The organism is Cupriavidus sp. GW821-FHT07C08 (assembly GCF_059419025.1).
Map to the genome: position 1 here is coordinate 36,640 of NZ_JBWKQZ010000020.1, position 22,581 is coordinate 59,220.

17 protein-coding genes are annotated in these 22,581 nt (G+C 69.1%); 9 read left to right on the forward strand and 8 right to left on the reverse strand.

The window, feature by feature from the left end; all coding sequences use genetic code 11:
• Positions 1 to 3: 3 nt before the first annotated feature.
• On the reverse strand, positions 4 to 642 hold the full coding sequence (gene rrtA / locus AC07UK_RS23450) for a rhombosortase (RefSeq protein WP_436221185.1): 639 nt from the start codon (positions 640 to 642) through the stop codon (positions 4 to 6).
• Positions 632 to 3,505 (reverse strand): bifunctional [glutamate--ammonia ligase]-adenylyl-L-tyrosine phosphorylase/[glutamate--ammonia-ligase] adenylyltransferase, encoded by a 2,874-nt coding sequence (gene glnE / locus AC07UK_RS23455; protein WP_494686342.1) that lies wholly within the window; start codon positions 3,503 to 3,505, stop codon positions 632 to 634. The genes rrtA and glnE overlap by 11 nt, the downstream gene beginning before the upstream one ends.
• A 329-nt stretch (positions 3,506 to 3,834) precedes the next feature.
• Here glnE and AC07UK_RS23460 point away from each other — a divergent pair, with 329 nt between their 5' ends.
• The 3 genes from AC07UK_RS23460 (at position 3,835) to tldD (ending at position 10,529) form a co-directional block, all read left to right on the forward strand.
• Positions 3,835 to 8,115: a YhdP family protein gene (locus tag AC07UK_RS23460; RefSeq protein WP_494686328.1), complete on the forward strand. Its 4,281-nt coding sequence runs from the start codon at positions 3,835 to 3,837 to the stop codon at positions 8,113 to 8,115.
• Between the two features lie 23 nt (positions 8,116 to 8,138).
• The gene (locus AC07UK_RS23465) at positions 8,139 to 8,969 is read left to right on the forward strand and encodes a carbon-nitrogen hydrolase family protein (RefSeq protein WP_436221182.1); all 831 of its coding nucleotides are present in this window, start codon (positions 8,139 to 8,141) and stop codon (positions 8,967 to 8,969) included.
• Positions 8,970 to 9,068: 99 nt separating this feature from the next.
• Positions 9,069 to 10,529 (forward strand): metalloprotease TldD, encoded by a 1,461-nt coding sequence (gene tldD, locus AC07UK_RS23470; RefSeq protein WP_114134000.1) that lies wholly within the window; start codon positions 9,069 to 9,071, stop codon positions 10,527 to 10,529.
• A gap of 64 nt (positions 10,530 to 10,593) precedes the next feature.
• Here tldD and AC07UK_RS23475 read toward each other — a convergent pair whose 3' ends face one another.
• Positions 10,594 to 11,649, reverse strand: coding sequence for a class I SAM-dependent methyltransferase (locus AC07UK_RS23475; protein ID WP_316148943.1), 1,056 nt, complete (start codon positions 11,647 to 11,649; stop codon positions 10,594 to 10,596).
• A gap of 122 nt (positions 11,650 to 11,771) precedes the next feature.
• Here AC07UK_RS23475 and AC07UK_RS23480 point away from each other — a divergent pair, with 122 nt between their 5' ends.
• A complete protein-coding gene (locus tag AC07UK_RS23480; RefSeq protein ID WP_148271560.1) occupies positions 11,772 to 12,017 on the forward strand; it encodes a hypothetical protein in 246 nt (81 codons plus the stop codon).
• Positions 12,018 to 12,161: 144 nt separating this feature from the next.
• Positions 12,162 to 13,241 carry a 3-deoxy-7-phosphoheptulonate synthase AroG gene (gene aroG / locus AC07UK_RS23485; protein WP_013956081.1) on the forward strand — a complete coding sequence of 360 codons (1,080 nt, stop codon included), beginning with the start codon at positions 12,162 to 12,164 and terminating at the stop codon, positions 13,239 to 13,241.
• Between the two features lie 99 nt (positions 13,242 to 13,340).
• Here aroG and AC07UK_RS23490 read toward each other — a convergent pair whose 3' ends face one another.
• Together AC07UK_RS23490 and AC07UK_RS23495 are read right to left on the reverse strand one after the other, a co-directional pair.
• Complete coding sequence (locus AC07UK_RS23490) at positions 13,341 to 13,739, reverse strand: c-type cytochrome (protein ID WP_436221181.1); 399 nt, start codon at positions 13,737 to 13,739, stop codon at positions 13,341 to 13,343.
• A gap of 9 nt (positions 13,740 to 13,748) precedes the next feature.
• A complete protein-coding gene (locus AC07UK_RS23495) occupies positions 13,749 to 14,096 on the reverse strand; it encodes a c-type cytochrome (protein WP_354687598.1) in 348 nt (115 codons plus the stop codon).
• A 539-nt stretch (positions 14,097 to 14,635) separates the two neighbouring features.
• Between AC07UK_RS23495 and AC07UK_RS23500 the strand changes: the two genes are divergently transcribed.
• The 3 genes from AC07UK_RS23500 to AC07UK_RS23510 are packed head-to-tail and all read left to right on the forward strand — an operon-like array spanning position 14,636 to position 17,337.
• Positions 14,636 to 15,526 carry an AAA family ATPase gene (locus AC07UK_RS23500; protein ID WP_436221180.1) on the forward strand — a complete coding sequence of 297 codons (891 nt, stop codon included), beginning with the start codon at positions 14,636 to 14,638 and terminating at the stop codon, positions 15,524 to 15,526.
• Between the two features lie 13 nt (positions 15,527 to 15,539).
• Positions 15,540 to 16,133, forward strand: a complete 594-nt coding sequence (locus tag AC07UK_RS23505) for a GNAT family N-acetyltransferase (RefSeq protein ID WP_436221179.1) — start codon at positions 15,540 to 15,542, stop codon at positions 16,131 to 16,133.
• 28 nt (positions 16,134 to 16,161) lie between these two features.
• A complete protein-coding gene (locus tag AC07UK_RS23510) occupies positions 16,162 to 17,337 on the forward strand; it encodes a vWA domain-containing protein (RefSeq protein WP_013956076.1) in 1,176 nt (391 codons plus the stop codon).
• Positions 17,338 to 17,398: 61 nt separating this feature from the next.
• On the opposite strand, the gene AC07UK_RS23515 is transcribed toward AC07UK_RS23510, so the two are convergent.
• From AC07UK_RS23515 to mdlC, 3 genes are read right to left on the reverse strand one after another with little or no spacing between them, the layout of a single operon-like run.
• On the reverse strand, positions 17,399 to 18,388 hold the full coding sequence (locus AC07UK_RS23515) for a Bug family tripartite tricarboxylate transporter substrate binding protein (RefSeq protein WP_436221178.1): 990 nt from the start codon (positions 18,386 to 18,388) through the stop codon (positions 17,399 to 17,401).
• Positions 18,389 to 18,447: 59 nt separating this feature from the next.
• A complete protein-coding gene (locus tag AC07UK_RS23520; protein ID WP_494686329.1) occupies positions 18,448 to 19,899 on the reverse strand; it encodes an aldehyde dehydrogenase in 1,452 nt (483 codons plus the stop codon).
• A gap of 56 nt (positions 19,900 to 19,955) precedes the next feature.
• Positions 19,956 to 21,560: a benzoylformate decarboxylase gene (mdlC, locus tag AC07UK_RS23525; protein WP_436221176.1), complete on the reverse strand. Its 1,605-nt coding sequence runs from the start codon at positions 21,558 to 21,560 to the stop codon at positions 19,956 to 19,958.
• A 109-nt stretch (positions 21,561 to 21,669) separates the two neighbouring features.
• Here mdlC and AC07UK_RS23530 point away from each other — a divergent pair, with 109 nt between their 5' ends.
• The gene (locus tag AC07UK_RS23530) at positions 21,670 to 22,578 is read left to right on the forward strand and encodes a LysR family transcriptional regulator (protein WP_436221175.1); all 909 of its coding nucleotides are present in this window, start codon (positions 21,670 to 21,672) and stop codon (positions 22,576 to 22,578) included.
• The last annotated feature ends 3 nt before the right edge of the window (positions 22,579 to 22,581 follow it).

The following is a 22,581-nucleotide window of genomic DNA, read 5'->3' on the forward strand; positions in this document are numbered from 1 at the left end:
GGCTCAGGCGTCGTCGCCGCGGGCCGGGCGCCGCGCCAGCCACCACTCCTGCAAGACCCAGCACAGCAGGCCGGCCACGGCGCCGGCCGCGTGCGCGAGGCGCACCACGCCAAATCCCCAGGCCGGTTCGAACACCACCGGCGCCAGCCACGACTGTTCCACCCAGACCTTGGCCAGCACGCCCAGGCACAGCAGCACGCCGGTGACGCGCGCCAGGCCCGATGCCCGCAACAGCGCGAGCGCGCCCCACAGGGCCAGCCCGTGCAAGGCGCCGGAGAGCCCGCCATACCATGCAATCGCCGGCGCGCGCAGCAGCACCACCTGCACGCCGATGCCGCAGGCAACCAGCACCAGCAACAGGGTGCGCGCACGCGCCACGCGCGCGGCGATGGCCAGCACGCCGGTGGCCGCCAGCGCGTCGGCCAGCCAGTGGTGTCCATCCAGGTGCACCCACATGGCAGTGGCCAGGCGCCACCACTGGCCGTCCAGCCGCACGGCATCGCGCAGGTAGAGGCCATGCGCATGCCACCATGGCATGAAGGTGAACCAGGCCGACAGCGCCCACACCAGCGCGATCGCCGCCAGCAGCCCCGGCCACGATGCCCCGGCCGGTGCCGGCGGAACTGCCGCGTCAGGCCTCACCGAACACGGCCTGCCACAGCGCGCGCACCTGTCCGGTCTGCTGCGCCACCGACGCGGGCGCGACGCGCGCATGCGCCTGCCCCTCGAGCCGCAGCTGGTGCTGGCGCGCGCGGAACAGCCGGTAGGCATCGCCCACCGCCAGTGCCAGCGTCGCGTCGATCAGGCCCAGCTCGCCCGCTTCGCGCAGCAGCGCGATATTGCCCGCATTGCGCGTGAGCTGCGGGTGCGCCCGGCTGTGCAACAGCACCAGGTACTGCACCGTGAATTCGATATCGACCATGCCACCGCGATCGTGCTTCAGGTCGAACAGGTCGGTCGGGTTGGGATGGCCTTCGGCGACCTTGCGGCGCATCTGCACGATCTCGTTGCGCAGCGCGGCGGCATCGCGTTCCTGGCACAGCACCTCGCCGCGCAGCGCCTCGAAGCGGTCACCGATGGCGGCGTCGCCGGCGCAGAAGCGCGCGCGCGTCAGCGCCTGGTGTTCCCACACCCAGGCAGTGTTGTCGCCTTCGCGCAGCTGGTAGCGGCGGAACGCCTCGAAACTGGTCACCAGCAGGCCGGCCGCGCCGTTGGGGCGCAGCCGCGTGTCGACGTCGAACAGCGCACCGGCGGCGGTATGGCTGGTCAGCCAGGTAATCAGCCGGCGCGCATAGGCGGCGTAGACGTCGGGCGCGCGCTCATGGTCGTCGTCGTACAGGAAGATGATGTCCAGGTCCGAGGCATAGCCCAGTTCCTTGCCGCCCAGCCGGCCGTAGGCGATCACCGCGAAGCGCGGCGTGTCGCGGTGGCGCGTGGCCAGCTGGCGCCAGACCGTTGCCAGCGTGGCCTCGAGCATGGCATCGGCCAGGTCGGACAGGCGGTCGGCCACCTGCTCCACCGTCAGCATGCCCTGCAGGTCCTGCAGCAGCACTCGGAAGGTCTCGACATGATGCTCGCGCCGCAGGATGTCCATCTGCTGCTCGATCTGGCCCTCGGCGGCCAGCAGCCGCTCATGCAGGCGCTTGCGGAAGGCGGCCCAGTCGGGCGCGCCGGCCAGCGCATCGCTGTCGAGCAGTTCGTCCAGCAGCTGCGGGTGCCGCGTCAGGTAGGCCGCGGCCCAGCGCGAGGCATGCAGCGTCTGCGCGACGCGGTCCATCGCCTGCGGATACTCGGACAGCAACGAGAGGTAAGAAGCGCGGCGGCTGATCGCCTCGAGGAAGTCGATAAAGCGCGCGATGGTACTGTCGGCGTCGTCCTGGCGCGCGGCCAGGTCAAGCGCGCGGTTCACCAGCTGATCGAAGCGCGCCCGGCTGGACTCGGACAGCGCGCGGTAGCGCAGCGACGAGGCGATCGCGCGCAGCCGGTCCAGCAGCCCGTTGCAGTCGGTGAAGCCGGCGGCTTGCAGGCGCTGACAGGGCGCGGCGTCATCGTCGCAGGCCGCGTCGTCCTGCTTCTGTTCCAGGTTGTCCTGCGCTTGCGCGGCGTTATCGTCGAACACGATGCCCGGCCACAGCGCTTCGCACGGGGCGGCATCGGGATCCGAGAAGGTGGCTTCGAACTGCTGCGCCACCGGCTCCTGCAGCGCCGCCAGGCGCGCCAGCAGTTCCTGCCAGTCGGCGCAACCCATCATCCGCGCCACCGCCAGCTGTTCGTCGGGCGAAGTCGGAAGGTGGTGGGTCTGGGCGTCGTCGCGGTACTGCAGCCGGTGTTCGAGCTGGCGCAGGAAACGGTAGGCATCGCCGAGCTGCTCGGCCTGGCCGGCGGGCAACAGCCCGCGCTCGACCGCCACCGCAAGCACTTCCAGCGTCGGGCGCACGCGCAGCACCGGGTCCTGGCCGCCGCGGATCAGCTGGAACACCTGCGCCATGAATTCGATCTCGCGGATGCCGCCGCGGCCCAGCTTGATATTGAACGAACGCTGGTTGACGCCGTGCCCCGCCAGCCCCCCGCTGCGCTTGGCGGCCTCGCTGCGGATCTGCGCATGCAGCGAGCGGATAGCGGCGATCACGCCATAGTCCAGGTAGCGGCGGAACACGAAGGGCGTGGTCAGCCGCGCCAGCAGGCTGGCGGTGCGCTGCGCGTGCGGCGTGTCGAGCGCCGACACCACGCGGCCCTTGATCCAGGCATAGCGCTCCCACTCGCGCCCCTGCACCACCAGGTATTCCTCCAGCATGCCCAGGCTGCACGCGAGCGGGCCGGCATCGCCGTTGGGGCGCAGCCGCATGTCGACGCGGAACACATAGCCATCGGCGGTCACCTCGGCCAGCAGGTTGATCAGGCGGCGGCCGAGACGAATGAAGTACTCGTGGTTGGACAGGCTGCGCGAGCCGCCCTGGGTCTCGCCGTCCTCGTCATAGAGGAAGATCAGGTCGATGTCGGACGAGACATTGAGCTCGCGCCCGCCCAGCTTGCCCATGCCCACCACCACCAGCTCCTGCACCTCGCCGCTTTGGGCGCCGACCGGGCGCCCGAAGGTGGCGGCCAGGTCGTCGCCCAGCATCGCCAGGCCATGCTGGATCGCCAGCTCGGCCAGGTCGGTCATGGCGCCGGTGACCTCGCCCAGCGTGGCCAGGCCGCGCAAATCGCGCTCGATCACCGCGCACATCACTTCGGCGCGCAGACGGCGCAGGGTGCGCTTGGCGGACTCCTCGGCATCGGCCGAGGGCTCGTGCAGCGCCTGCAGCCGCGCCTGCATCCAGGCGCGCGTCAGCGGCTGGGCGGCCGCGGCGGCCAGGACGGCCGGCAAATCCGGCCGGGCCTGCAGCACGCGGCGCGCGTAGTGCGAATACGCAGCCGAGTACAATACGTGGCCGCCTGCTTGGCCAACCCCGTCAGCCGGCTGCAGCGCCTGCGCGGCGGTGATGGCAAAGGCGCCGGCAGCCATGGTGCCGGGGCCCGGCCCTGGCTGCGCATTCGCTGGATTGGCCGGATCCGGTGTGGCGCACGCGCCATGTTGGTCAGCAGCGTCGCCAGCGGCGGAACTCGTCGGTTCAGAGGCAGTCATTCCAGTATTTGAAATGCGAGAAAAGGTGCGGCCCGTGGTTCGCCCCGCGGTTCACCCCGCGGCTCACCCGATCTTCGCGTCTTGTTGTCCGCGCAGCGGGCGTGCCAGCGTCGCTATTGTCGCGTTGGGTGCGCGCAGCTTGCGCGTTCTTGTTTCAGCCGGCCGGGCACCAGATTGGAGAGCGGCTAGTATTGTCGGATAATCTGCGCATGTCCAGCCGCGCCCCACAACCCGCTGATGGTTCCCCCCCCAATGGCGGCGCGGGCGGGCCGGAGGCCGCCTCCACCCTGGCCCCGCCACACCCCGTGAATCCCCCGGCCAACGATGCCGCCAGCGCCCGGCGCAGCGGTTCCGCCCGCGCACGCGCGGGCACATTCCTGCGCGCCTGCGCGCGCGGCGTGGCGGCAGCCGTGCGCCACCCATTCTGGCGCGGGCTGGGCCGCGCGCTGGTGCGGCTGGCACTGGTGCTGGCCGCGCTGGCGCTGGTGGCGGGCCTGCTGATCCGCTTCGTGCTGTGGCCACAGGCATCCACCGCGCGCCAGTGGCTGGAAGAGCGTGGCTCGGTGGCGCTCTCGGCCAAGGTCAGCATCGGCGCGCTCGATACCTACTGGGACGGCTGGCACCCAGCCTTCCGCGCCCGCGGCCTGCGCGCCGTGGACCCCGAACAGCGCGTGCTGCTTGCGGCCGCCACGCTCGACGGCGAGCTGTCGTGGCGTTCGCTGTTCAGCATGAACCTGCAGTTCGTCAGCCTGGGCGCGACCAGCACCGACATCCTGGTTCGGCGCACGCCCGAGGGCAGGCTGCTGGTGGGCGGCATGGTGGTGGACGCGACCGGCGGCCAGCAGGACGACGACCGCTTCCTGGGCTGGCTGATGTCGCAGGGGCGCGTGGCGCTGTCCGACGGCAAGCTGCGCTGGCTGGACGAAAAGGCAGGCCTGCCGCAGCTCGATATCGGCGAGATCCGCCTCGATACCCGCCGCGATGGCGTGCGCCATACGCTGGAACTGGAAGCGCGCTCGCCGGCGCTGGGGCCGAGCCCGCTGGTGGTGCAGTCCACCTTCCGCAACGACTACCTGCACAGCGCCGGCAACTGGCGCTACTGGACCGGGCAGGCCAGCTGGGACCTCGGCCAGCTGCAGCTGCCGGTGCTGCAGCGCTACCTGGCGATGTTCGAGCGCGTCGCCAGCGGCACCTTCAGCACCGACGGCAGCATTGAATTCCGCCAGGGCCGCATCGTGCGCAGCCAGACGCGGCTGCGCGCCAGCGGCGTCGACCTGCAGCTGGCCGGCGCCTCCGCCCCGCTGCGCCTGGCCAATGCGCAGGCCTTCCTGCTGCACCGGACCGAGCGTGACGGCAGCAACCTGCTGACCGTCGACACCCTGCTCTGGCAGCCCCAGCCAGCCAGCGACGATGAGGGCACCCCCGCCGACAGCACCTGGCGCGAAGGCATGCGCAAGGTCACCCTCGGCTGGGCCACCGCCAAAGACGGCACCCTGCGCAAGTTCTCGCTGAAGGCGCCCACGCTGGACCTGAACACGGTACGCGCGGTGTCCAGCTCGATGCCGCTGGACACCGCGGTGCTGCGCCGGCTGCGCGCGCTGCAGCCGGCGGGCCACATCGACAACCTTAACGTGACCTGGAGCCGCGAGGGCGCCGGCATGCTCGAGCGCGGCGGCGGCAAGCCGCTCTACAGCGTGCAGGGCACGCTGCGCGACGTCTCGGTCAACGGCCAGCCGGCCGTGCCCGCGGTGGACGCCAGCGGTCACCCGCGGCTGGGCACGCCCGGCTTCTCGCACCTGTCCGGCACCTTCTCCTTCGATGACCAGCAGGGCAATGCCCGCTTCGAAGGCAATGGCGCGGCACTGGTGCTGCCTGGCTTGTTCGAGGAGCCGCGGCTGCCGTTCGACCAGATCGGCGGCGAAGTGCGCTGGACCCACACCGGCGGCAAGCTCGCGGTCACGCTGGACGGCGTGCGCTTTGCCAATGCCGATGCGGCCGGCTCGGTGCGCGGCACCTGGCGCGCAGGCGGCGACGGTGTGTCCGGCATCGCCGACCTGACCGGTGACATGACCCGCGCCCAGGTGGCGCGCGTGCCGCGTTACCTGCCGCTGAGCATTCCGGCCGGCACCCGGCACTACCTGGCCGGTGCGCTGGCGGGCGGCGAAGCGGCCGGCGTGAGCTTCGTGCTGCGCGGCGACCTGGCGCATTTCCCGTTCCATGCCCCGCACGAGAAGGCCGGCGAGTTCCGCGTCGAGGTGCCGATCGAACACGTCAGCTACCAGATCGCCCCGCACGAGACCGCGAGCGGCACCACCGCCGGCGTACAGGCGTGGCCCACGTTCACCGACATTGCCGGGCGGGTCGTGTTCGACCGCGGCGGCATGACGTTCCTGGCGAGCCGGGCCACGGTCCAAGATATCCCCGGCGTCACGCTGCAGGACGTCAAGGGCCGCATCGACGACCTTGGCCCGCACGGCAAGCTGGTGATCGACGGCGGCGCCAGCGGGCCGGTGCAGGGCTTCCTGCGCTACATCAACACCTCGCCGGTGCGCGAATGGACCGCGCACGTGGCCGATGCGGCGCAGGCCAACGGCAACGGCGAGCTCAGGCTCAAGCTCGACATGCCGCTGGAACACGCCAATGCCGCCAAGGTGGACGGCCGCTTCCGCTTCCCCGGCAACGATGTCGTGCTCAGCCCGCAACTGCCGCAACTGGGCCATGCCAACGGCACCATCACCTTCAACGAACACGGTTTCGGGCTGGAGAACATGCGCGCCCGCTTCCTCGGTGGCGAGATCCGGCTCGGCGGCGGCACCCAGCCGGACGGCGCCACGCACGTCACCGCCAGCGGCAGCGTCTCGGCCGCGGGGCTGCGCGAGGCTGCCGCGGGCTCGGCGCTGGCGCCGGTGGCCGCGCGGCTCGAAGGCAGCACCAGCTACAGCGCCGTGATCGCTACGCGCGAGCGCCAGCTGCAGGTGCAGCTGAGCTCCGAACTGAATGGCATGGCGAGCGGCCTGCCCGCGCCCCTGGCCAAGGCCGCGGCGCAAGACCTGGCGCTGCGCGTGGACCTGCGCCCGGCCAGCGCCCCGGGCCGCGCCGGCACCAGCGAGCTGGTGGTGCAGCTGGGCCATGCGCTGAACGCGCGCTACCTGCTGCGCCGCGACCAGGGCGGCGGCATCGACGTGCTCGCCGGCGGCATCGGCGTGCAGCAGGCGGCGCCGCTGCCCGCGGCCGGTGTCAGCGCCGCGGCCACCTTCGACCAGCTCGATATCGATGCGTGGCGGGCGGCCTTCGGCGGCGGTGCCGGCACCGCGGGCCCCACCGAGGCGCCCTCGCCCTTCCTGCCTGGCCGCATTGCGCTGCGCGCGCGCGCGCTGCACGCCATGGGCCGCACGCTGGATGAGGTGGTGCTCGACGCCAACCGCGAGGCCGGTGGCTGGAACGCGAAGATCGACTCGCGCCAGGTGGCCGGCGCGGTGCAGTGGCGTCCGGCCGGGCCCTCGGCCACCGGGTCGCTGCAATTGCGCCTGGCGCGCCTGAACGTGCCCGATGCCAGCGACGAGCACAACGTGGTGGACGCGCTCGCCAGCAGCATCGACGAGCTGCCCGCGATCGACCTGGTGGCCGACCAGTTCATGCTGCGCGGGCATGACTTCGGCAAGCTTGAAGTCAAGGCCCATACCGGCACCAGCGCTGCCGACCCGGTCTGGACCCTGGACAAGCTGCAGATCGAGCAGCCCGGCGCCACCCTGACCGGCAGCGGCAGCTGGCGCGTGCCGCGCCGGCTGCGCGCCGACGCCAATGCCGAGCGCCGCACCCTGTTGTCCTTCACCATCGACGTGCGCGATGCCGGCGCCACGCTGGACCGGCTGGGCCTGGCACACACGCTGAGCGACGGCAAGGGCAAGCTCGAAGGCCGCGTGGCCTGGCGCGGCTCGCCGCTGTCGATCGACTATCCGACGCTGTCGGGCAAGCTGTCGCTGGACCTGGAGAATGGCCAGATCCTGAGCGTGGACCCCGGCGCGGCGCGGCTGCTGGGCGTGCTCAGCCTGCAGGGCCTGCTGCGCTTTGCCACGCTGGACTTCCGCACCCTGTCGGGCCGCGGGCTGGTGTTCGACCGCATTGCCGGCTCCGGCACGATCGAGAACGGCGTCGGCACGATCCAGGACTTCGAGCTCAGGAGCCCGCAGATCATGGCCAGCATGAGCGGCACCGCCAACCTGCTGCGCGAGACCCAGGACCTGCGCGTGGAGGTGGTGCCGCGCATCAACGCCACCTCCACCTCGATCGCGGCCGCCTTCATCAACCCGGTGCTGGGCATCGGCACGTTGGCCGCGCAACTGCTGTTTGCCGACGAGTTCTCCAAGGTGTTCACCCAGCACTACCGCATCACCGGCAGCTGGGCCAACCCGCAGATCGGCAAACTGGAGGACAATAAGGCGCAAGCTCCGACCTTCCAGAACCGCGCGGACCCCGCCTTCCCGCGCTGAGGAAAACCACGCCCGCCCCGCCTATGACTGCACCCGCCGCCCCCGCCCCGTTCCGCGTTGCCGCCATCCAGACCGTGACCGGCACCTCGCTCGATGCCAACCTGGCGCGCGCCGGCGCGCTGATCGCCGAGGCCGCCGCCGGCGGCGCCGCGCTGGTGCTGCTGCCCGAATACTTCTGCATGATGGGCCGCTCCGAATCGGACAAGGTGGCGGTGCGCGAGCATGACGGCGACGGCCCGGTGCAGCAGTTCCTGGCCGATGCGGCACGCCGCCACGGCATCTGGCTGGTCGGCGGCACGCTGCCGATGTGGTGCGACGACCCGGCGCGCGTGTACAACACCTCGCTCGCCTTCAACCCGCGCGGCGAGCGCGTGGCGCGCTACGACAAGATCCACCTGTTCGGCTTCACCCGCGGCACTGAAAGCTACGACGAGTCGCGCACCATCCTGGCCGGGCGCACGCCGGTCAGTTTTGACGCGCCCTGCGGCCGGGTGGCGATGTCGGTGTGCTACGACCTGCGCTTCCCCGAGCTTTACCGTGGACTGGCCGCCGGCGACGGCACCAGCTTGATTCTGATGCCGGCCGCCTTCACCTACACCACGGGGCAGGCGCACTGGGAGATCCTGCTTCGCGCCCGCGCCATTGAAAACCAATGTTATGTGCTGGCCGCGGCACAGGGCGGCAAGCATGAGAACGGCCGGCGCACCTGGGGCCATTCGATGCTGGTCGATCCGTGGGGCGAAGTCCTGGCAACGCTGCCTGAAGGCGAAGGCGTGGTCGGCGGCGTGATCGACCCCGTGCGCCTGGCCGAGGTCCGGCAGAACCTGCCGGCACTGCGACACCGGGTGCTGTAGCATGTACGCAACCGCGGGGGCCGCCACCGGCGCCCGCCCAGAGAATTTTTTGCCGCGCCGGCCGCAAGCCGGCGCGTTCCCAGGAAGAAAGGACATCTCATGAACGCCGGCGATCTCGGAATCCGCAACCTGGCCACCGCGCAGCAACTGCTGCTGGCACCGTACGGCCTGGACGAGGCCAAGCTCCAGCGCGTGCTGGCCGATATCTTCACGCACAAGGTCGACTATGCCGACCTGTACTTCCAGTACACCCGCAACGAGGCCTGGAGCCTGGAAGAAGGCATCGTCAAGTCGGGCAGCTTCAGCATCGACCAGGGCGTGGGCGTGCGCGCGGTCTCGGGCGACCGCACCGCCTTTGCCTATTCGGACGACATCAGCCTGGCGGCGCTGTCGCAGGCCGCGGCGGCCACGCGCACCATCGGCCGTGCCGGCAGCGGCCGCGTCAAGGTGGCCGGCGAGCTGGCCACGCACGCCGGGCGCAACCTGTACACGCCCAACGACCCGCTCGACTCCATGAGCGCGGCCGAGAAGGTGGCGCTGCTGGAGCGCGTCGAGCGCATGGCGCGCGCCAAGGATCCGCGCGTGGTGCAAGTGATGGCAGGCCTGGCCGGCGAATACGACGTGGTGCTGGTGGCGCGCAGCGACGGCGTGATCGCCGCCGACGTGCGTCCGCTGGTGCGGGTCTCGGTCACGGTGATCGCCGAACACGGCGGGCGCCGCGAGGTCGGCTCTTCCGGCGGCGGCGGCCGCTATGCCTATGGCTACTTCACCGACGAGCTGCTGCAGAAGTATGTGGACGAGGCCGTCTCTTCGGCCCTGGTCAACCTGGACGCGCGCCCGGCCCCGGCCGGCGCGATGACCGTGGTGCTGGGCCCGGGCTGGCCTGGCGTGCTGCTGCATGAAGCCGTCGGCCACGGCCTGGAGGGCGACTTCAACCGCAAGGGCTCGTCGGCCTTTGCCGGCCGCATGGGCGAACGCGTCGCGGCCAAGGGCGTGACCGTGGTCGACGACGGCACGCTGGCCAACCGCCGCGGCTCGCTCAACCTGGACGACGAAGGCAACCCGACCCAGTGCACCACGCTGATCGAGGACGGCATCCTGCGCGGCTATATGCAGGACACGCTGAATGCGCGCCTGATGAAGTTGCCGGTCACCGGCAACGCGCGCCGCGAAAGCTATGCCGCGCTGCCGATGCCGCGCATGACCAACACCTACATGCTCAATGGCGACAGGGATCCGCAGGAGATCATCGCCAGCGTCAAGCGCGGCCTGTATGCGGTCAACTTCGGCGGCGGCCAGGTGGACATCACCAACGGCAAGTTCGTGTTCTCGGCCAGCGAGGCCTACATGATCGAGGATGGCAAGATCACCTACCCGGTCAAGGGCGCGACGCTGGTCGGCAACGGCCCGGAATCGCTGAAGGACGTCACCATGATCGGCAACGACATGCGCCTGGACTCGGGCGTCGGCGTCTGCGGCAAGGAAGGCCAGAGCGTACCGGTGGGCGTGGGCCAGCCGACGCTGCGCATCGAGAACATGACGGTGGGCGGCACCGCCTGACCGGCCCGGCTACAACGAAGACGGGACCCCGCGGGGTCCCGTTTTTCATGGGATCGTCCCAGCCTTACGGCCGCACTTCATACACCAGGTTGAACGGCGTCTGCGCCGCGCGGCGAAAACTGCGGAAGCCGGCCTGCTCCACCACTGCGCGCATGCGCGCCTCGCCCGCCTGCGCGCCCAGGCACAGGCCGACTTCCTGCGCGCGCGACGCCGGCGTGCAGATGAAGGTGGACGCGGAATAGAACACCCGGCCGACCGGGTTGAGGTTCTGCTCCAGCGTGTCGTTGGCAAACGGCTCCACGATCATCCAGGCGCCATCGGCGCGCAGGGTCTCGCGCACGTGGCGCGCCGCGCCCACCGGATCGCCCATGTCGTGCAGGCAGTCGAACACCGCCACCAGGTCATAGTCCTTGCCGCCGTAGTCCTTGGCGGTGGCCACTTCGAAGCGCACGCGCTCGGCCACGCCGGCGCGGCGCGCGGCTTCGGCGGCATGGCGCACCGAAGGCTCGTGGTAGTCGAAACCGACAAAGCGCGAGGCCGGATACGCCTGCGCCATGATGATGGTCGACGCGCCGTGGCCGCAGCCCACGTCCGCCACCGACGCGCCCGCCTTGAGCCGCGCCTCCATGCCGTCCAGTGCGGGAATCCATTCGGAGACCAGGTGCGCCGCGTAGCCGGGCCGGAAGAAGCGCTCGGTGCCGTGGAACAGCGCGGGATCGTGCTCGTGCCAGCCCAGCCCGCGGCCGTTGCGGAAGATATCGATCATCTTCGGGATGGCGCGGAACTGCGCCACCGCGATCTGGAACGCGCCCGGGATAAATGCGAGGCTGCCCTCCTGCGCCAGCGCATAGGCCTGCTCTTCGTTCAGGCTGAACTGCCCGGTTGCCGGGTCATAGTCGACATAGCCGCTGGCCGCCTGGGCCGACAGCCATTCGCGCAGGTAGCGCACGTCGGTATGGGTTTTTGCCGCCAGCACTTCTGCGGTCATGGCTTTTTCCGCCATCGCCTTGTACAGGCCGAGTTCATCGCCCACGACCACGGTCGCGGCATGCATCACCGCGCCGATATCGTTGATGAATTTTTCCATGAAGGCATTCAGCCTCGCTTCATCGACGCTCATGATGCACCTCCCCGTGCTCACCGCTCCCCGGTTCCAATATAGCCCCCGGTTATGTTGGGAAAAGCCGAAAAGCGGCGGCGGGACAAGGCTTGCGCGGCAAGGCTGCAAGCCGCCGGAGATCGGTGCGCCAGCGCACCGCATGGCCTCGTCGACACTTGCCAACCCTGGCAAAAGGCGCTATAAAGATGCTTCGCCGCGCGATAAGCAACGGACGCACGCCGAAAATTGACCGACCGGCGCGCAATTTCCTGCCTTTCTGCTACGCAGTGCAGCATAAATTCGGCGCCCACGACGATAATCGATTCAAGCTGACCCAAGCCAACGCCTTTTTCCGCCATGTCCGCCAAGTTTTACTTTTACTTTTTTAGCGATCTCACACCGCTGGCGGATAGGGAGGGACGGCTGTAAGCAGCGCCCCGAATACAAAAAAGACCGCCAGCGACCCTGGCGGTTTTTTTATACCCGTTTGTTACCCCACACACTCACGACCTCACAAGAATCCTGGAGCCATCATGCTGAAGAACACCGACGACCTGCGCATTCGCGAACTCAAGGAACTGCTGCCGCCCGCGCACCTGATCCGCGAGTTCGGCTGCTCCGAACAGGCTTCGGACGTGATCTACGGCGCGCGCCAGGCCATGCACCGCATCCTGCACGGCATGGATGACCGCCTGATCGTCATCATCGGCCCGTGCTCGATCCACGATACCCGCGCCGCGCTGGACTACGCCAAGCTGCTCAAGGTCCAGCGCGACCGCTTCGCCGGCGAGCTGGAGGTGGTGATGCGCGTGTACTTCGAGAAGCCGCGCACCACGGTAGGCTGGAAGGGGCTGATCAACGATCCGCACATGGATGGCAGCTTCAAGATCAACGATGGCCTGCGCACCGCGCGCGAGCTGCTGCTGAACATCAGCGAGATGGGCGTGCCCACCGGCACCGAGTACCTCGACATGATCAGCCCGCAATACATCGCCGACCTGGTCAGCTGGGGCGCGATCGGCGCCCGCACCACCGAGTCGCAGGTGCACCGCGAACTCGCTTCCGGGCTGTCGTGCCCGGTGGGCTTCAAGAACGGCACCGACGGCAACGTCAAGATCGCGGTCGATGCGATCAAGGCCGCGTCGCAGCCGCACCATTTCCTGTCGGTGACCAAGGGCGGCCACTCGGCGATCGTGTCGACCTCCGGCAACGAGGACTGCCACGTGATTTTGCGCGGCGGCAAGGCGCCCAACTACGACGCGGCCAGCGTGCAGGAAGCGTGCGACGCCATCGCCAAGGCCGGCCTGGCCTCGCGCCTGATGGTCGATGCCTCGCACGCCAACAGCAGCAAGCGGCATGAGAACCAGATCCCGGTGTGCGAGGACATCGGCCGCCAGATCGCCGGCGGCGACCAGCGCATCATCGGCGTGATGGTGGAATCGCACCTGGTGGCGGGCCGCCAGGACCACGTGCAGGGCCAACCGGTCGAGGAACTGACCTACGGCCAGTCCGTGACCGATGCCTGCATCGGCTGGGACGACTCGGTCAAGGTGCTCGAGGGCCTGGCCGAGTCGGTGCGCCAGCGCCGGCTGGCCTCGGGCAGCGGCAACTGATGCCGCGGCGGGGCCTGGGCCCCGCGCTGCCGCACACAACAAAAAGCCGCTTCCAGGGAAGCGGCTTTTTGGCATCGGCGCGGCAGCCGCCGCGCGTTCTTACTTCTTCAGCACCAGGTCGCCAGGCAGCGACTCTATGTAGGCGGCGATGTCCTTCAGCTCCTTGCGGGTGAACGGGCGCGGCTTGCCGTCCTTGTCGGTCACGGCCGGATTGGCGTTGACCTGGCCGGCCATGATGGCGTTGGAGCGGCCCACCAGGGGGTTGCCCGACACCTGGTACGACGCCAGCGCGTGGTACAGGTAGTCGGCGTGCTGGCCCGCCAGCTTGGGGTAGTCCGGCGAGATCGGGGCGTTCAGGCCTGCGCCATGGCAGGCCACGCAGGCACCCTTTTCCACCAGCGCCTTGCCGGCGGCTAGGTCGGCGGCCGAGGCCGGCATGGCGGCAGCACCCAGCACGAGTGCGCCGAGCGCGAACGAAAGCGTCTTGAGCGTATTCATGTGGGTCTCTTACTTGAGGGAATTGTTCTGCGTACCGGCCTTCTGCTGCGAGTAGTAGGCCGCCACGTTGGCGATATCCTGCTCGGTCAGCGTCGCGGCGATGCTGCGCATGGTCGGGTGCTTGCGCTCGCCCTTCTGGTAGGCCTTGAGCGCGTTCTCGATGTACTTGGCGCTCTGGCCGCCCAGCAGCGGCACTTCATAGATTTCGGGGAATGACGCACGGTAGCCCGGAATGCCGTGGCATCCGATGCACATTGCAACCTTGTCCTTGGCAGCGTCTCCATTGCCCTTGACTTCCTGTGCCTGCGCAGCCGTTGCAGCCGCGCCCAGCACCACCATCGTGAGGAGCTTTTTCATTGTCTTTGCGGATTGGAAGTTAAACCGTGTGACCTGCCCTGCCGGGCGGAGACGGTTTCAGAATGCTTCTGCGGGGAAAACCAGGGCAGCCGGACGGATTGCCGAGGTGCAACCCGCCAGACATGTCGCATCCGCTCTGTTGCCGGGATGTGGAACACCATTCTGGAACCACCTCTCGCAATCGCCGCGACCCGGAGGGGCCGCTGGGACTTCTGAACGCGGACTGCCGGATGCTGGAGAACTGGACGTGGGGGCGCGTCAAACCGCCGCATTGTACCGCAGCCGGCACCTGCCAGTCCAGCAACCGGCCCCGGCCGCCGGCGGCCTGTCAGCGTGCCCCAACACGAACCGCAAAGGTCTTTTATACTGGCTGATCCCGGGAATCTGCACGACCGTTCGCGAATGCTGCCGCCAGCAGCGCGCGGGCGCCCTGCACCGGACCCTGTTTCCAAAATGAAAGCGCGCATGACAGCGCGAAGAGACCGCGCCAAGCACGCCAACCCGGCCCTCGATCCGAGGCCGTCACCTCAGGTTGCCTCATGTCAAACACCGCCAACGCTTCCGCCCAAGCTTCCATCGCCCAGCAGGCCCGTTTCGAGGGCAGCGATCAATATGTCGCCACCGACGACCTCAAGCTGGCCGTCAATGCCGCGCGCACGCTGCAGCGCCCGCTGCTGATCAAGGGCGAGCCCGGCACCGGCAAGACCATGCTGGCCGAGGAAGTCGCCGCCGCGCTGGGCATGCCGCTGCAGCAGTGGCATATCAAGTCGACCACCAAGGCGCAGCAGGGCCTGTACGAGTATGACGCGGTGTCGCGCCTGCGCGACTCGCAGCTGGGCGACGACCGCGTCCACGACATCCGCAACTACATCGTCAAGGGCGTGCTGTGGCAGGCCTTTGACGCCGACGAGCAGGTCGTGTTGCTGATCGACGAGATCGACAAGGCCGACATCGAATTCCCCAACGACCTGCTGCGCGAACTCGACCGCATGGAGTTCTATGTCTACGAGACGCGCGAACTGGTCAAGGCGAAGCATCGCCCGCTGGTGATCATCACCTCGAACAACGAGAAGGAGCTGCCCGACGCCTTCCTGCGCCGCTGCTTCTTCCACTACATCAAGTTCCCCGATGCCGAGACGATGCAGCAGATCGTCGACGTGCACTACCCCGGCATCAAGCGCGAACTGGTAGCTGCCGCGCTGGAATCGTTCTACGAGATGCGCAACCTGCCAGGCCTGAAGAAGAAGCCGTCCACGTCCGAGCTGATCGACTGGCTCAAGCTGCTGATGGCCGAGGACATCCCGCCCGAGGCGCTGAAGAGTCCGGACAAGAAGGCCGCGATCCCGCCGCTGCATGGCGCGCTGCTGAAGAATGAGCAGGACGTGCACCTGTTCGAGCGCCTGGTGTTCATGAACCGCGCCAACCGCTGAGGCACCGCCCGCCATGACTGCGTTCGTCAAACCCGTCACGCTGGTGGGCCGGCACGTCACGCTGGAGCCGCTGCGCGCCGAGCATGCCGATGGCCTGCGCAGCGCCTGCGCCGACGGCGAGCTGTGGAAGCTCTGGTACACCAGCGTGCCCGCGCCCGAGCGGATCGAAGCCGAGATCGCGCGGCGCCTGGCGCTGCAGGAACAGGGCTCGATGCTGCCGTTCGCGGTGCGCGATGCCGCCGGCGAGCTGGCGGGCATGACCACCTACATGAATGTCGACGCGACCCACCGGCGCGTGGAGATCGGCTCCACCTGGTACGCGCGCCGCGTCCAGCGCACGCCGCTGAACACGGAATGCAAGCTGATGCTGCTGGGCCATGCCTTCGAGCATCTCGACTGCATCGCCGTGGAATTCCGCACGCACTGGATGAACCAGCAGAGCCGCGCCGCCATTGCGCGCCTGGGCGCCAAGCAGGACGGCGTGCTGCGCAACCACCAGCGCATGCCGGACGGCTCCTTGCGCGACACCGTGGTGTTCTCGATCATCGCCAGCGAATGGCCGGCGGTGCGGCAACACCTGCAATTCCAGCTCGACCGTCCGCGCTGAAGCGGCCGCCGACTGAAAGCGAGGCATCATGCTGATCGATTTCTTCTTCTCGCTGCGCCACGCCAAGCTGCCGGTCTCGGTCAAGGAATACCTGACCATGCTGGAAGCGCTCAAGGCGCAGGTCATCTCGCCGTCGATCGACGAGTTCTACTACCTGTCGCGCATGACGCTGGTCAAGGACGAGAAGCACTTCGACAAGTTCGACCAGACCTTCGCCGCCTACTTCAAGGGGGTCGAGAGCCTGGTCGACTGGAAGTCCGACATTCCGCTCGACTGGCTGCAGAAGACGCTGGAGCGCGAACTCTCGCCCGAGGAAAAAGCCAAGATCGAGGCCATGGGCGGCCTCGACAAGCTGATGGAGCGCCTCAAGCAACTGCTGGAGGAGCAAAAGGAAAAGCACGAGGGCGGCAACAAGTGGATCGGCACGGGCGGCACCTCGCCCTTCGGCCACGGCGGCTACAACCCCGAGGGCATCCGCATCGGCGGGCCAAGCAAGGGCAACCGCACCGCGATCAAGGTGTGGGAGGCGCGCGCCTACAAGGACTATGACGACCAGGTCGAACTGGGCACGCGCAATATCAAGGTCGCGCTGCGCCGGCTGCGCCGCTTCGCCCGCGAAGGCGCCGACACCGAGCTGGACCTGGACGACACCATCCACTCCACCGCGGCCAACGCCGGCCTGCTCGACATCAAGCTGCGTCCCGAGCGCCACAACAAGGTCAAGGTGCTGATGCTGATGGACGTGGGCGGCTCGATGGACGACCACATCAAGCGCGTGGAGGAGCTGTTCTCGGCCACCAAGACCGAGTTCAAGCACCTGGAGTACTACTACTTCCACAACTGCCTGTACGACTACGTGTGGAAGAACAACCGCCGCCGCCACGCCGAGAAGCTGGCCACGTGGGACCTGCTGCACAAGTACACGCCCGACTACAAGATCATCTTCGTCGGCGACGCCACTATGAGCCCGTACGAGATCCTGCAGCCGGGCGGCTCGGTGGAGTACAACAACACCGAAGCCGGCGCGGTATGGCTGAACCGGATGACCGAGCAGTTCCCGCACTTCGTCTGGCTCAACCCGGAGCCGGAAGGCCTGTGGCAGTACCGGCAGTCGATCACGGTCATCAACCAGCTGATGAAGGGACGGATGTATCCGGTGACGCTGGCGGGGCTGGAACAGGCGATGAAGGTGCTGTCGAAGTAAGGCGGCGCTCGCTGCTGAAGCGCGCAAAGGGCGGCATCGACATGCCGCCCTTTCTCATGGGTCAGTCCACGGTGATGCCCGCCTGCCGGATGAACCTGCCATAGCGCGCGCGATCCACGTTCTGCCGCTCGGCAAACGCCTGGATGCTCAGCGGCGCCACCGCACCGCCCAGCTTGTTGACATTGTCCTGCAGCTGCGCGCCGGCGAGCGCGCGGTTGATCTCGCGGTTCATGCGCTCGACGATGGCCGGCGGCGTGCCGGCGGGCGCATAGACGCCGAAGGTCGAGTCGCCGTCCACGTCCTGCAGGCCGGCCTCGGCCAGCGTCGGCACGTCCGGGTATTGCGCCGCGCGCTTGGCGCTGGCCACCGCCAGCAGCCTGAGCTTGCCGCTGGCCACGTGCTGCAGGCCGGGGCCGGGATCGAACATGAACTGCACCTGCCCTGCCAGCAGGTCGCTCAGGGCCGGGGCCGCGCCCTTGTACGGCACGTGCACGGCGTCCAGCTTGCCGGCGCGCTTGAACATCTCGGCAGCGATATGCGGCGTGCTGCCGTTGCCGGCCGAGCCGTAGCTGAGCTTGCCCGGATGCTCGCGCACATAGGCGATGAACGCGTCCAGCGTCTTCGCCGGCACCGACGGATGCACCAGCAGGTAGACCCGCACCAGCGCCACCGACGCGACCGGGGTCAGGTCCTTGAGCGGGTCGTACGGCATCTTCTTGTAGAGGAAGGGATCGATGGCCACCGCGCCGCCCGAGGTCAGCAGGAAGGTATAGCCATCAGCCGGCGCCTTGGCCACGGCATCGCCGCCAACGATGCCGTTGGCGCCCGGGCGGTTGTCGATCACCACCGGACGCTTCAGCGCCTCGGACAGACCGGGCGAGATGCCGCGCGCCAGCGTATCCGCGGCCCCGCCGGCCGGGAAGTTGACGACCAGCCGGATCGGCTTGTCCGGCCACGGCTGCGCGGCGGCCGGCGCGCTCATGCCAGCCAGCAGGCCCGGCACGCACAGTGCGGCGCAAAGGGCGCGCGCGATACGGTGGGGGAATCGCATGATGGTTGTCTCCTGTCTTATGTTTTGCTACTGCCTGCCGCAGCGCTCTGCGGCGCCACTCAGAACGGATATTGCCGTGGCGTGGTCTGCACCGTGATCCAGCGCAGCTCGGTGAAGGCATCGATCCCGGCCTTGCCGCCGAAGCGGCCATAGCCACTCGCCTTGACGCCGCCGAACGGCATCTGCGCCTCGTCGTGCACGGTCGGGCCATTGACGTGGCAGATGCCCGATTCGATGCGGCCGGCCACCCGCATCGCGCGCGCCACATCGCCGCCGAATACCGCCGCCGACAGCCCATAGGCGGAATCATTGGCACAGGCAATGGCCGCTTCCACGCCATCCACGCGCACCACGGCCTTGACCGGCCCGAACGATTCCTCGCGATAGATCTCCATGTCCGGCGTCACGTGATCCAGCACCGTCGCCCGCATCAGCGTGTCGGTCGCCTTGCCGCCGCAGACCAGCCGCGCGCCCTTGGCCAGCGCGTCGTCGATCATCGCGTTGCAGCGCTCGACCGTGCTCATGTCGACCACCGAGCCCAGCACCGCCGGGCCGGTGCGCGGATCCGCCAGCGGCAAGGCGCCGGCACGCGCGGCAAAGCGTGCCACGAAGGCGTCCGCGATGCTGGCATCCACCACGATGCGCTCGGTGGACATGCAGATCTGGCCCGAGTTGGCGAAGGCGCCGAAGATGGCACCGTCCACCGCGGCGTCCAGGTCCGCATCGTCGAGCACCACCAGCGGCGCCTTGCCGCCCAGCTCCAGCACCGCGGGCTTCAGGTAGCGCGCGCAGGTCTGCGCGATCAGCCGCCCCACGCGCGTGGAGCCGGTGAAGTTGATGCGGCGCACGGCCGGGTGGGCGATGATGGTCTCGACTACCGCGGCGGCATCGGCCGGGGCGTTGGTGACAAAGTTGACCACGCCCGCCGGGAAGCCCGCCTCCGCCAGCGCATCGACGATCAGGCCATGCGTGGCCGGACAGATCTCCGAACCCTTCAGGATGACCGTATTGCCGCACGCCAGCGCCGTGGCCACGGCGCGCACGCCCAGGATCACCGGTGCGTTCCACGGCGCGATGCCCAGCACCACGCCCGCGCCCTGCCGCACCGCCATGGCCAGGCTGCCCGGCACGTCGGAGGGGATCACCTCGCCGTTGATCTGCGTGGTCAGCGCGGCGGCCTCCTGCAGCATGCCGACGGCAAGGTGCACATTGAAGCCGGCCCACATCGCCGACGCACCGGTCTCTGCCGCCATCGCGGCGGTGAGCGCCCCGGCCTTGCCTTCGAGTGCCTGCGCGGCGCGCATGAGCAAGGCGCGCCGTTCGCCCGGACCGGTGTCGCGCCAGGCCGGGAAGGCGCGCCCGGCAGCGTCGGCCGCGGCCAGCGCATCGGCGCTCGTGGCTGCCGGCGCTCGCGTGGCCACGCTGTGGTCAAGCGGGTTGCGGCGCTCGAAGGTGGCACCGCTGGCGGCCTGCGTGCGCTCGCCGTTGATCAGCATGGTGATGCTTTGCATCCTGGAGTCTCCTGGAAGGGGTACTTCGTCTGTCGTCTGTCGTCTGGCGCTGCGGCTCAGGCCACCTCGATCTCCACCACGGTCGGTACACGCATCCGCAGGGCTGTCGCCAGGGCTTCGCGCAATGCAGCAGGATGAGTCACCCGCACTGCCTCGCAACCATGCCCGAGCGCGATCGACACGAAACCCAGGTCGGGCAAGGCCGTGCCGACCAGCGGATCATCGCTGCCAAAGCCGAAGGTCGGCGCAAACTCCTGCAGGGCGGCGTAGCGCCGGTTGTTGAGCACGATGAACGTGATCGGCAGGCCCAGTTGCGCGGCGCTCCACAGCGCCTGGATCGAATACATGCTGGAGCCGTCGCCGACCAGGCCGATCACCTTGCGCCCCGGCTTGCCCAGCGCGACGCCCACTGCCGCGGGCAGGCCGTAGCCAAGCCCGCCGCTGCACATCGTATAGAAGGTCTCGCTGCGCAGGATGGGCAGGTGGCGATGCATCACCGGGCGCGCGCTGGGCGCTTCCTCGACCACGATGGAATCGGGGTCGCGCAGCTCCGCCAGCGTCTGCAGGACATAGGCGACGCTCATCGGCGTGCCGGGCTCGGCGCGCGGTGCCGGCACGCGCGGGCGCGGGGCTTCGCGCCGCGGCGGCGCCGGGCGCGCCAGCAGGTCGGCCACGCCCTGGCGGATGCTGCCGACTGCGGCAGTGCCCACCGGCGCCCATGCGGCGATATTCGGATCGTCGATCAGCTGCACCACCTGCGCCCCGGGCGGCGCATGAGGGCCAACCCCCTCGACGTGATAGGTGAAGGCTGCCGCCCCCAGCGCGAACACAAGGTCGTGGCCCGTGAGCAGCCCGACGATCTTCTCGCGCATCGCCGGCAGGAAGCCGGCAAACAGCGGATGGTCTTCCGGAAAGCCGCAGCGCCCCGACATCGGCGCCACCCACACCGCCGCCTGGTGCCGTTCCGCCAGCCGCACCACATCGTCCCAGGCGCCATCGCGGTCCACGGCCGCGCCCACCACGAACGCCGGCCGGCGGCTGGCATCGAGAGCGTCGCCGATCTGCGCCAGCAGTGCCGGCTGCACGCGGCTTTCAGTGCTGACCGTGCGCGGCAGCACCGGCTCGCACGGCCGGGCCCAGTCATCGGCGGGAATCGAGATCAGCACCGGCCCGCGCGGCGGCTGCATGGCGATGTAGTAGCCGCGCGCAATCGCCAGCGGCACGTCTTCGGCCCGCGCCGGCTCGCAACTCCACTTCACGTAGGGCTTGGGCAGTTCGGTGGCCTGGGCCGAGAACAGGAAGGGCTCGAACGGCAGGATCGAGCGCGCCTGCTGCCCGGCCGTGATCACCATCGGGGTGCGGTTCTTGTGGGCGGTGAAGATGCTGCCCATGGCATGGCCGACGCCGGCCGCCGAGTGCAGGTTGACGAAGGCCGCATTGCGGGTGGCCTGGGCATAGCCATCGGCCATGCCCACCACCACGGATTCCTGCAGGCCGAGGATGTAGCGGAAGTCGTCGGGGAAATCGAGGAACAGCGGCAGCTCGGTCGAGCCGGGATTGCCGAAGATGGTGGTCATGCCGAACGCGCGCAGCAGGTCCAGCACCGCGGTGCGCACGGTGGTGGGAGTGGCGGAGGCAGCAGGTGAGGCAGAACTGGCCATGGTCGAGGAAGCTCCAGTGCGGAATCAGAGACAAAGCTTGCCGACCAGTATGGACAATCAGGCCTTGCCCAGAAATTGCCGTTTCGGGGCAAAGTCATTACGATTCGGCATGACCCTCGATCTGCGCCAGCTACTTGCCTTCCTTGCGGTGTGCGAACACGGCAGCCTGGGCCGCGCGGCCGCACAGCTGAACGTGACCCAGCCGGCACTGAGCCGCACCATCCAGCGGCTGGAAGCCCAGCTGGACGCGCCGCTGTTCGAACGCTATGCCACCGGCATGGTGCTGACCGCCTGCGGCGAGGCCCTGCTGCCGCACGCCAACCTCTTGCGCCACGAAGCCGAGCACGCCACCGAGGCCGTGCGCGCGCTGCGCGGGCTGGCCGCCGGCACCATCCGCGTGGGCACCGTCGCCAGCGTGGCCAGCGTGGTGCTGCCGGAGGCGATCGAGGCGGTGCTGGCACGCTGGCCCGGGCTGCACGTGCGCATCGTCGAAGGCGTGGGAGATTTCCTGGCCGATGCGCTGCTGCGCCGCGAGATCGACCTGGCCATCGGCATCGCCCTGCCGGAGAACGAGGAAATCTGCGCCGTGGCGGATGTGGGCTGGAGCGACAGCAGCTTCGTGGTCGCCGCCGCCGGGCATCCGCTGACGGGCCGGCCGGCGCTGCGGCTGGCGGATACGGTCGGCTGCCGCTGGGTCATGCCGCCGCGCGGCACGGCGCCATTCGACGAACTGCAGCGGCTGTTTGCACGGGCCGGGCTGCCGCCGCCGGACATCGTCGCCGAAACCCGCTCGATCATTGCACTCAAGGCGCTGGTGGCACGCGCGGGCTTCCTCAGCTGGATGGCCGCGCCGATGTACGAGGCCGAGCAAAAGGCGGGCATGATCCAGCCGCTGTCCATTGAAGGCGCCCAGGCGCCGCGCCGGCTGGCGGTGTACCGGCGCCGCCAGGGCATCCTGCCGGCGCCGGCAGCGAAGCTGCTGGAGCAGTTGCGCCAGTTGACATCGGACGTGGCCTGAACG

What these genes read in the sequence shown, in the direction of transcription:
- glnE (WP_494686342.1), bottom strand. Translation starts at nt 3,505, where the DNA reads ATGGCTGCCGGCGCCTTTGCCATCACCGCCGCGCAGGCGCTGCAGCCG.
- AC07UK_RS23460 (WP_494686328.1), top strand. Translation starts at nt 3,835, where the DNA reads ATGTCCAGCCGCGCCCCACAACCCGCTGATGGTTCCCCCCCCAATGGC.
- AC07UK_RS23465 (WP_436221182.1), top strand. Translation starts at nt 8,139, where the DNA reads ATGACTGCACCCGCCGCCCCCGCCCCGTTCCGCGTTGCCGCCATCCAG.
- tldD (WP_114134000.1), top strand. Translation starts at nt 9,069, where the DNA reads ATGAACGCCGGCGATCTCGGAATCCGCAACCTGGCCACCGCGCAGCAA.
- AC07UK_RS23475 (WP_316148943.1), bottom strand. Translation starts at nt 11,649, where the DNA reads ATGAGCGTCGATGAAGCGAGGCTGAATGCCTTCATGGAAAAATTCATC.
- aroG (WP_013956081.1), top strand. Translation starts at nt 12,162, where the DNA reads ATGCTGAAGAACACCGACGACCTGCGCATTCGCGAACTCAAGGAACTG.
- AC07UK_RS23490 (WP_436221181.1), bottom strand. Translation starts at nt 13,739, where the DNA reads ATGAATACGCTCAAGACGCTTTCGTTCGCGCTCGGCGCACTCGTGCTG.
- AC07UK_RS23495 (WP_354687598.1), bottom strand. Translation starts at nt 14,096, where the DNA reads ATGAAAAAGCTCCTCACGATGGTGGTGCTGGGCGCGGCTGCAACGGCT.
- AC07UK_RS23500 (WP_436221180.1), top strand. Translation starts at nt 14,636, where the DNA reads ATGTCAAACACCGCCAACGCTTCCGCCCAAGCTTCCATCGCCCAGCAG.
- AC07UK_RS23505 (WP_436221179.1), top strand. Translation starts at nt 15,540, where the DNA reads ATGACTGCGTTCGTCAAACCCGTCACGCTGGTGGGCCGGCACGTCACG.
- AC07UK_RS23510 (WP_013956076.1), top strand. Translation starts at nt 16,162, where the DNA reads ATGCTGATCGATTTCTTCTTCTCGCTGCGCCACGCCAAGCTGCCGGTC.
- AC07UK_RS23515 (WP_436221178.1), bottom strand. Translation starts at nt 18,388, where the DNA reads ATGCGATTCCCCCACCGTATCGCGCGCGCCCTTTGCGCCGCACTGTGC.
- AC07UK_RS23520 (WP_494686329.1), bottom strand. Translation starts at nt 19,899, where the DNA reads ATGCAAAGCATCACCATGCTGATCAACGGCGAGCGCACGCAGGCCGCC.
- mdlC (WP_436221176.1), bottom strand. Translation starts at nt 21,560, where the DNA reads ATGGCCAGTTCTGCCTCACCTGCTGCCTCCGCCACTCCCACCACCGTG.
- AC07UK_RS23530 (WP_436221175.1), top strand. Translation starts at nt 21,670, where the DNA reads ATGACCCTCGATCTGCGCCAGCTACTTGCCTTCCTTGCGGTGTGCGAA.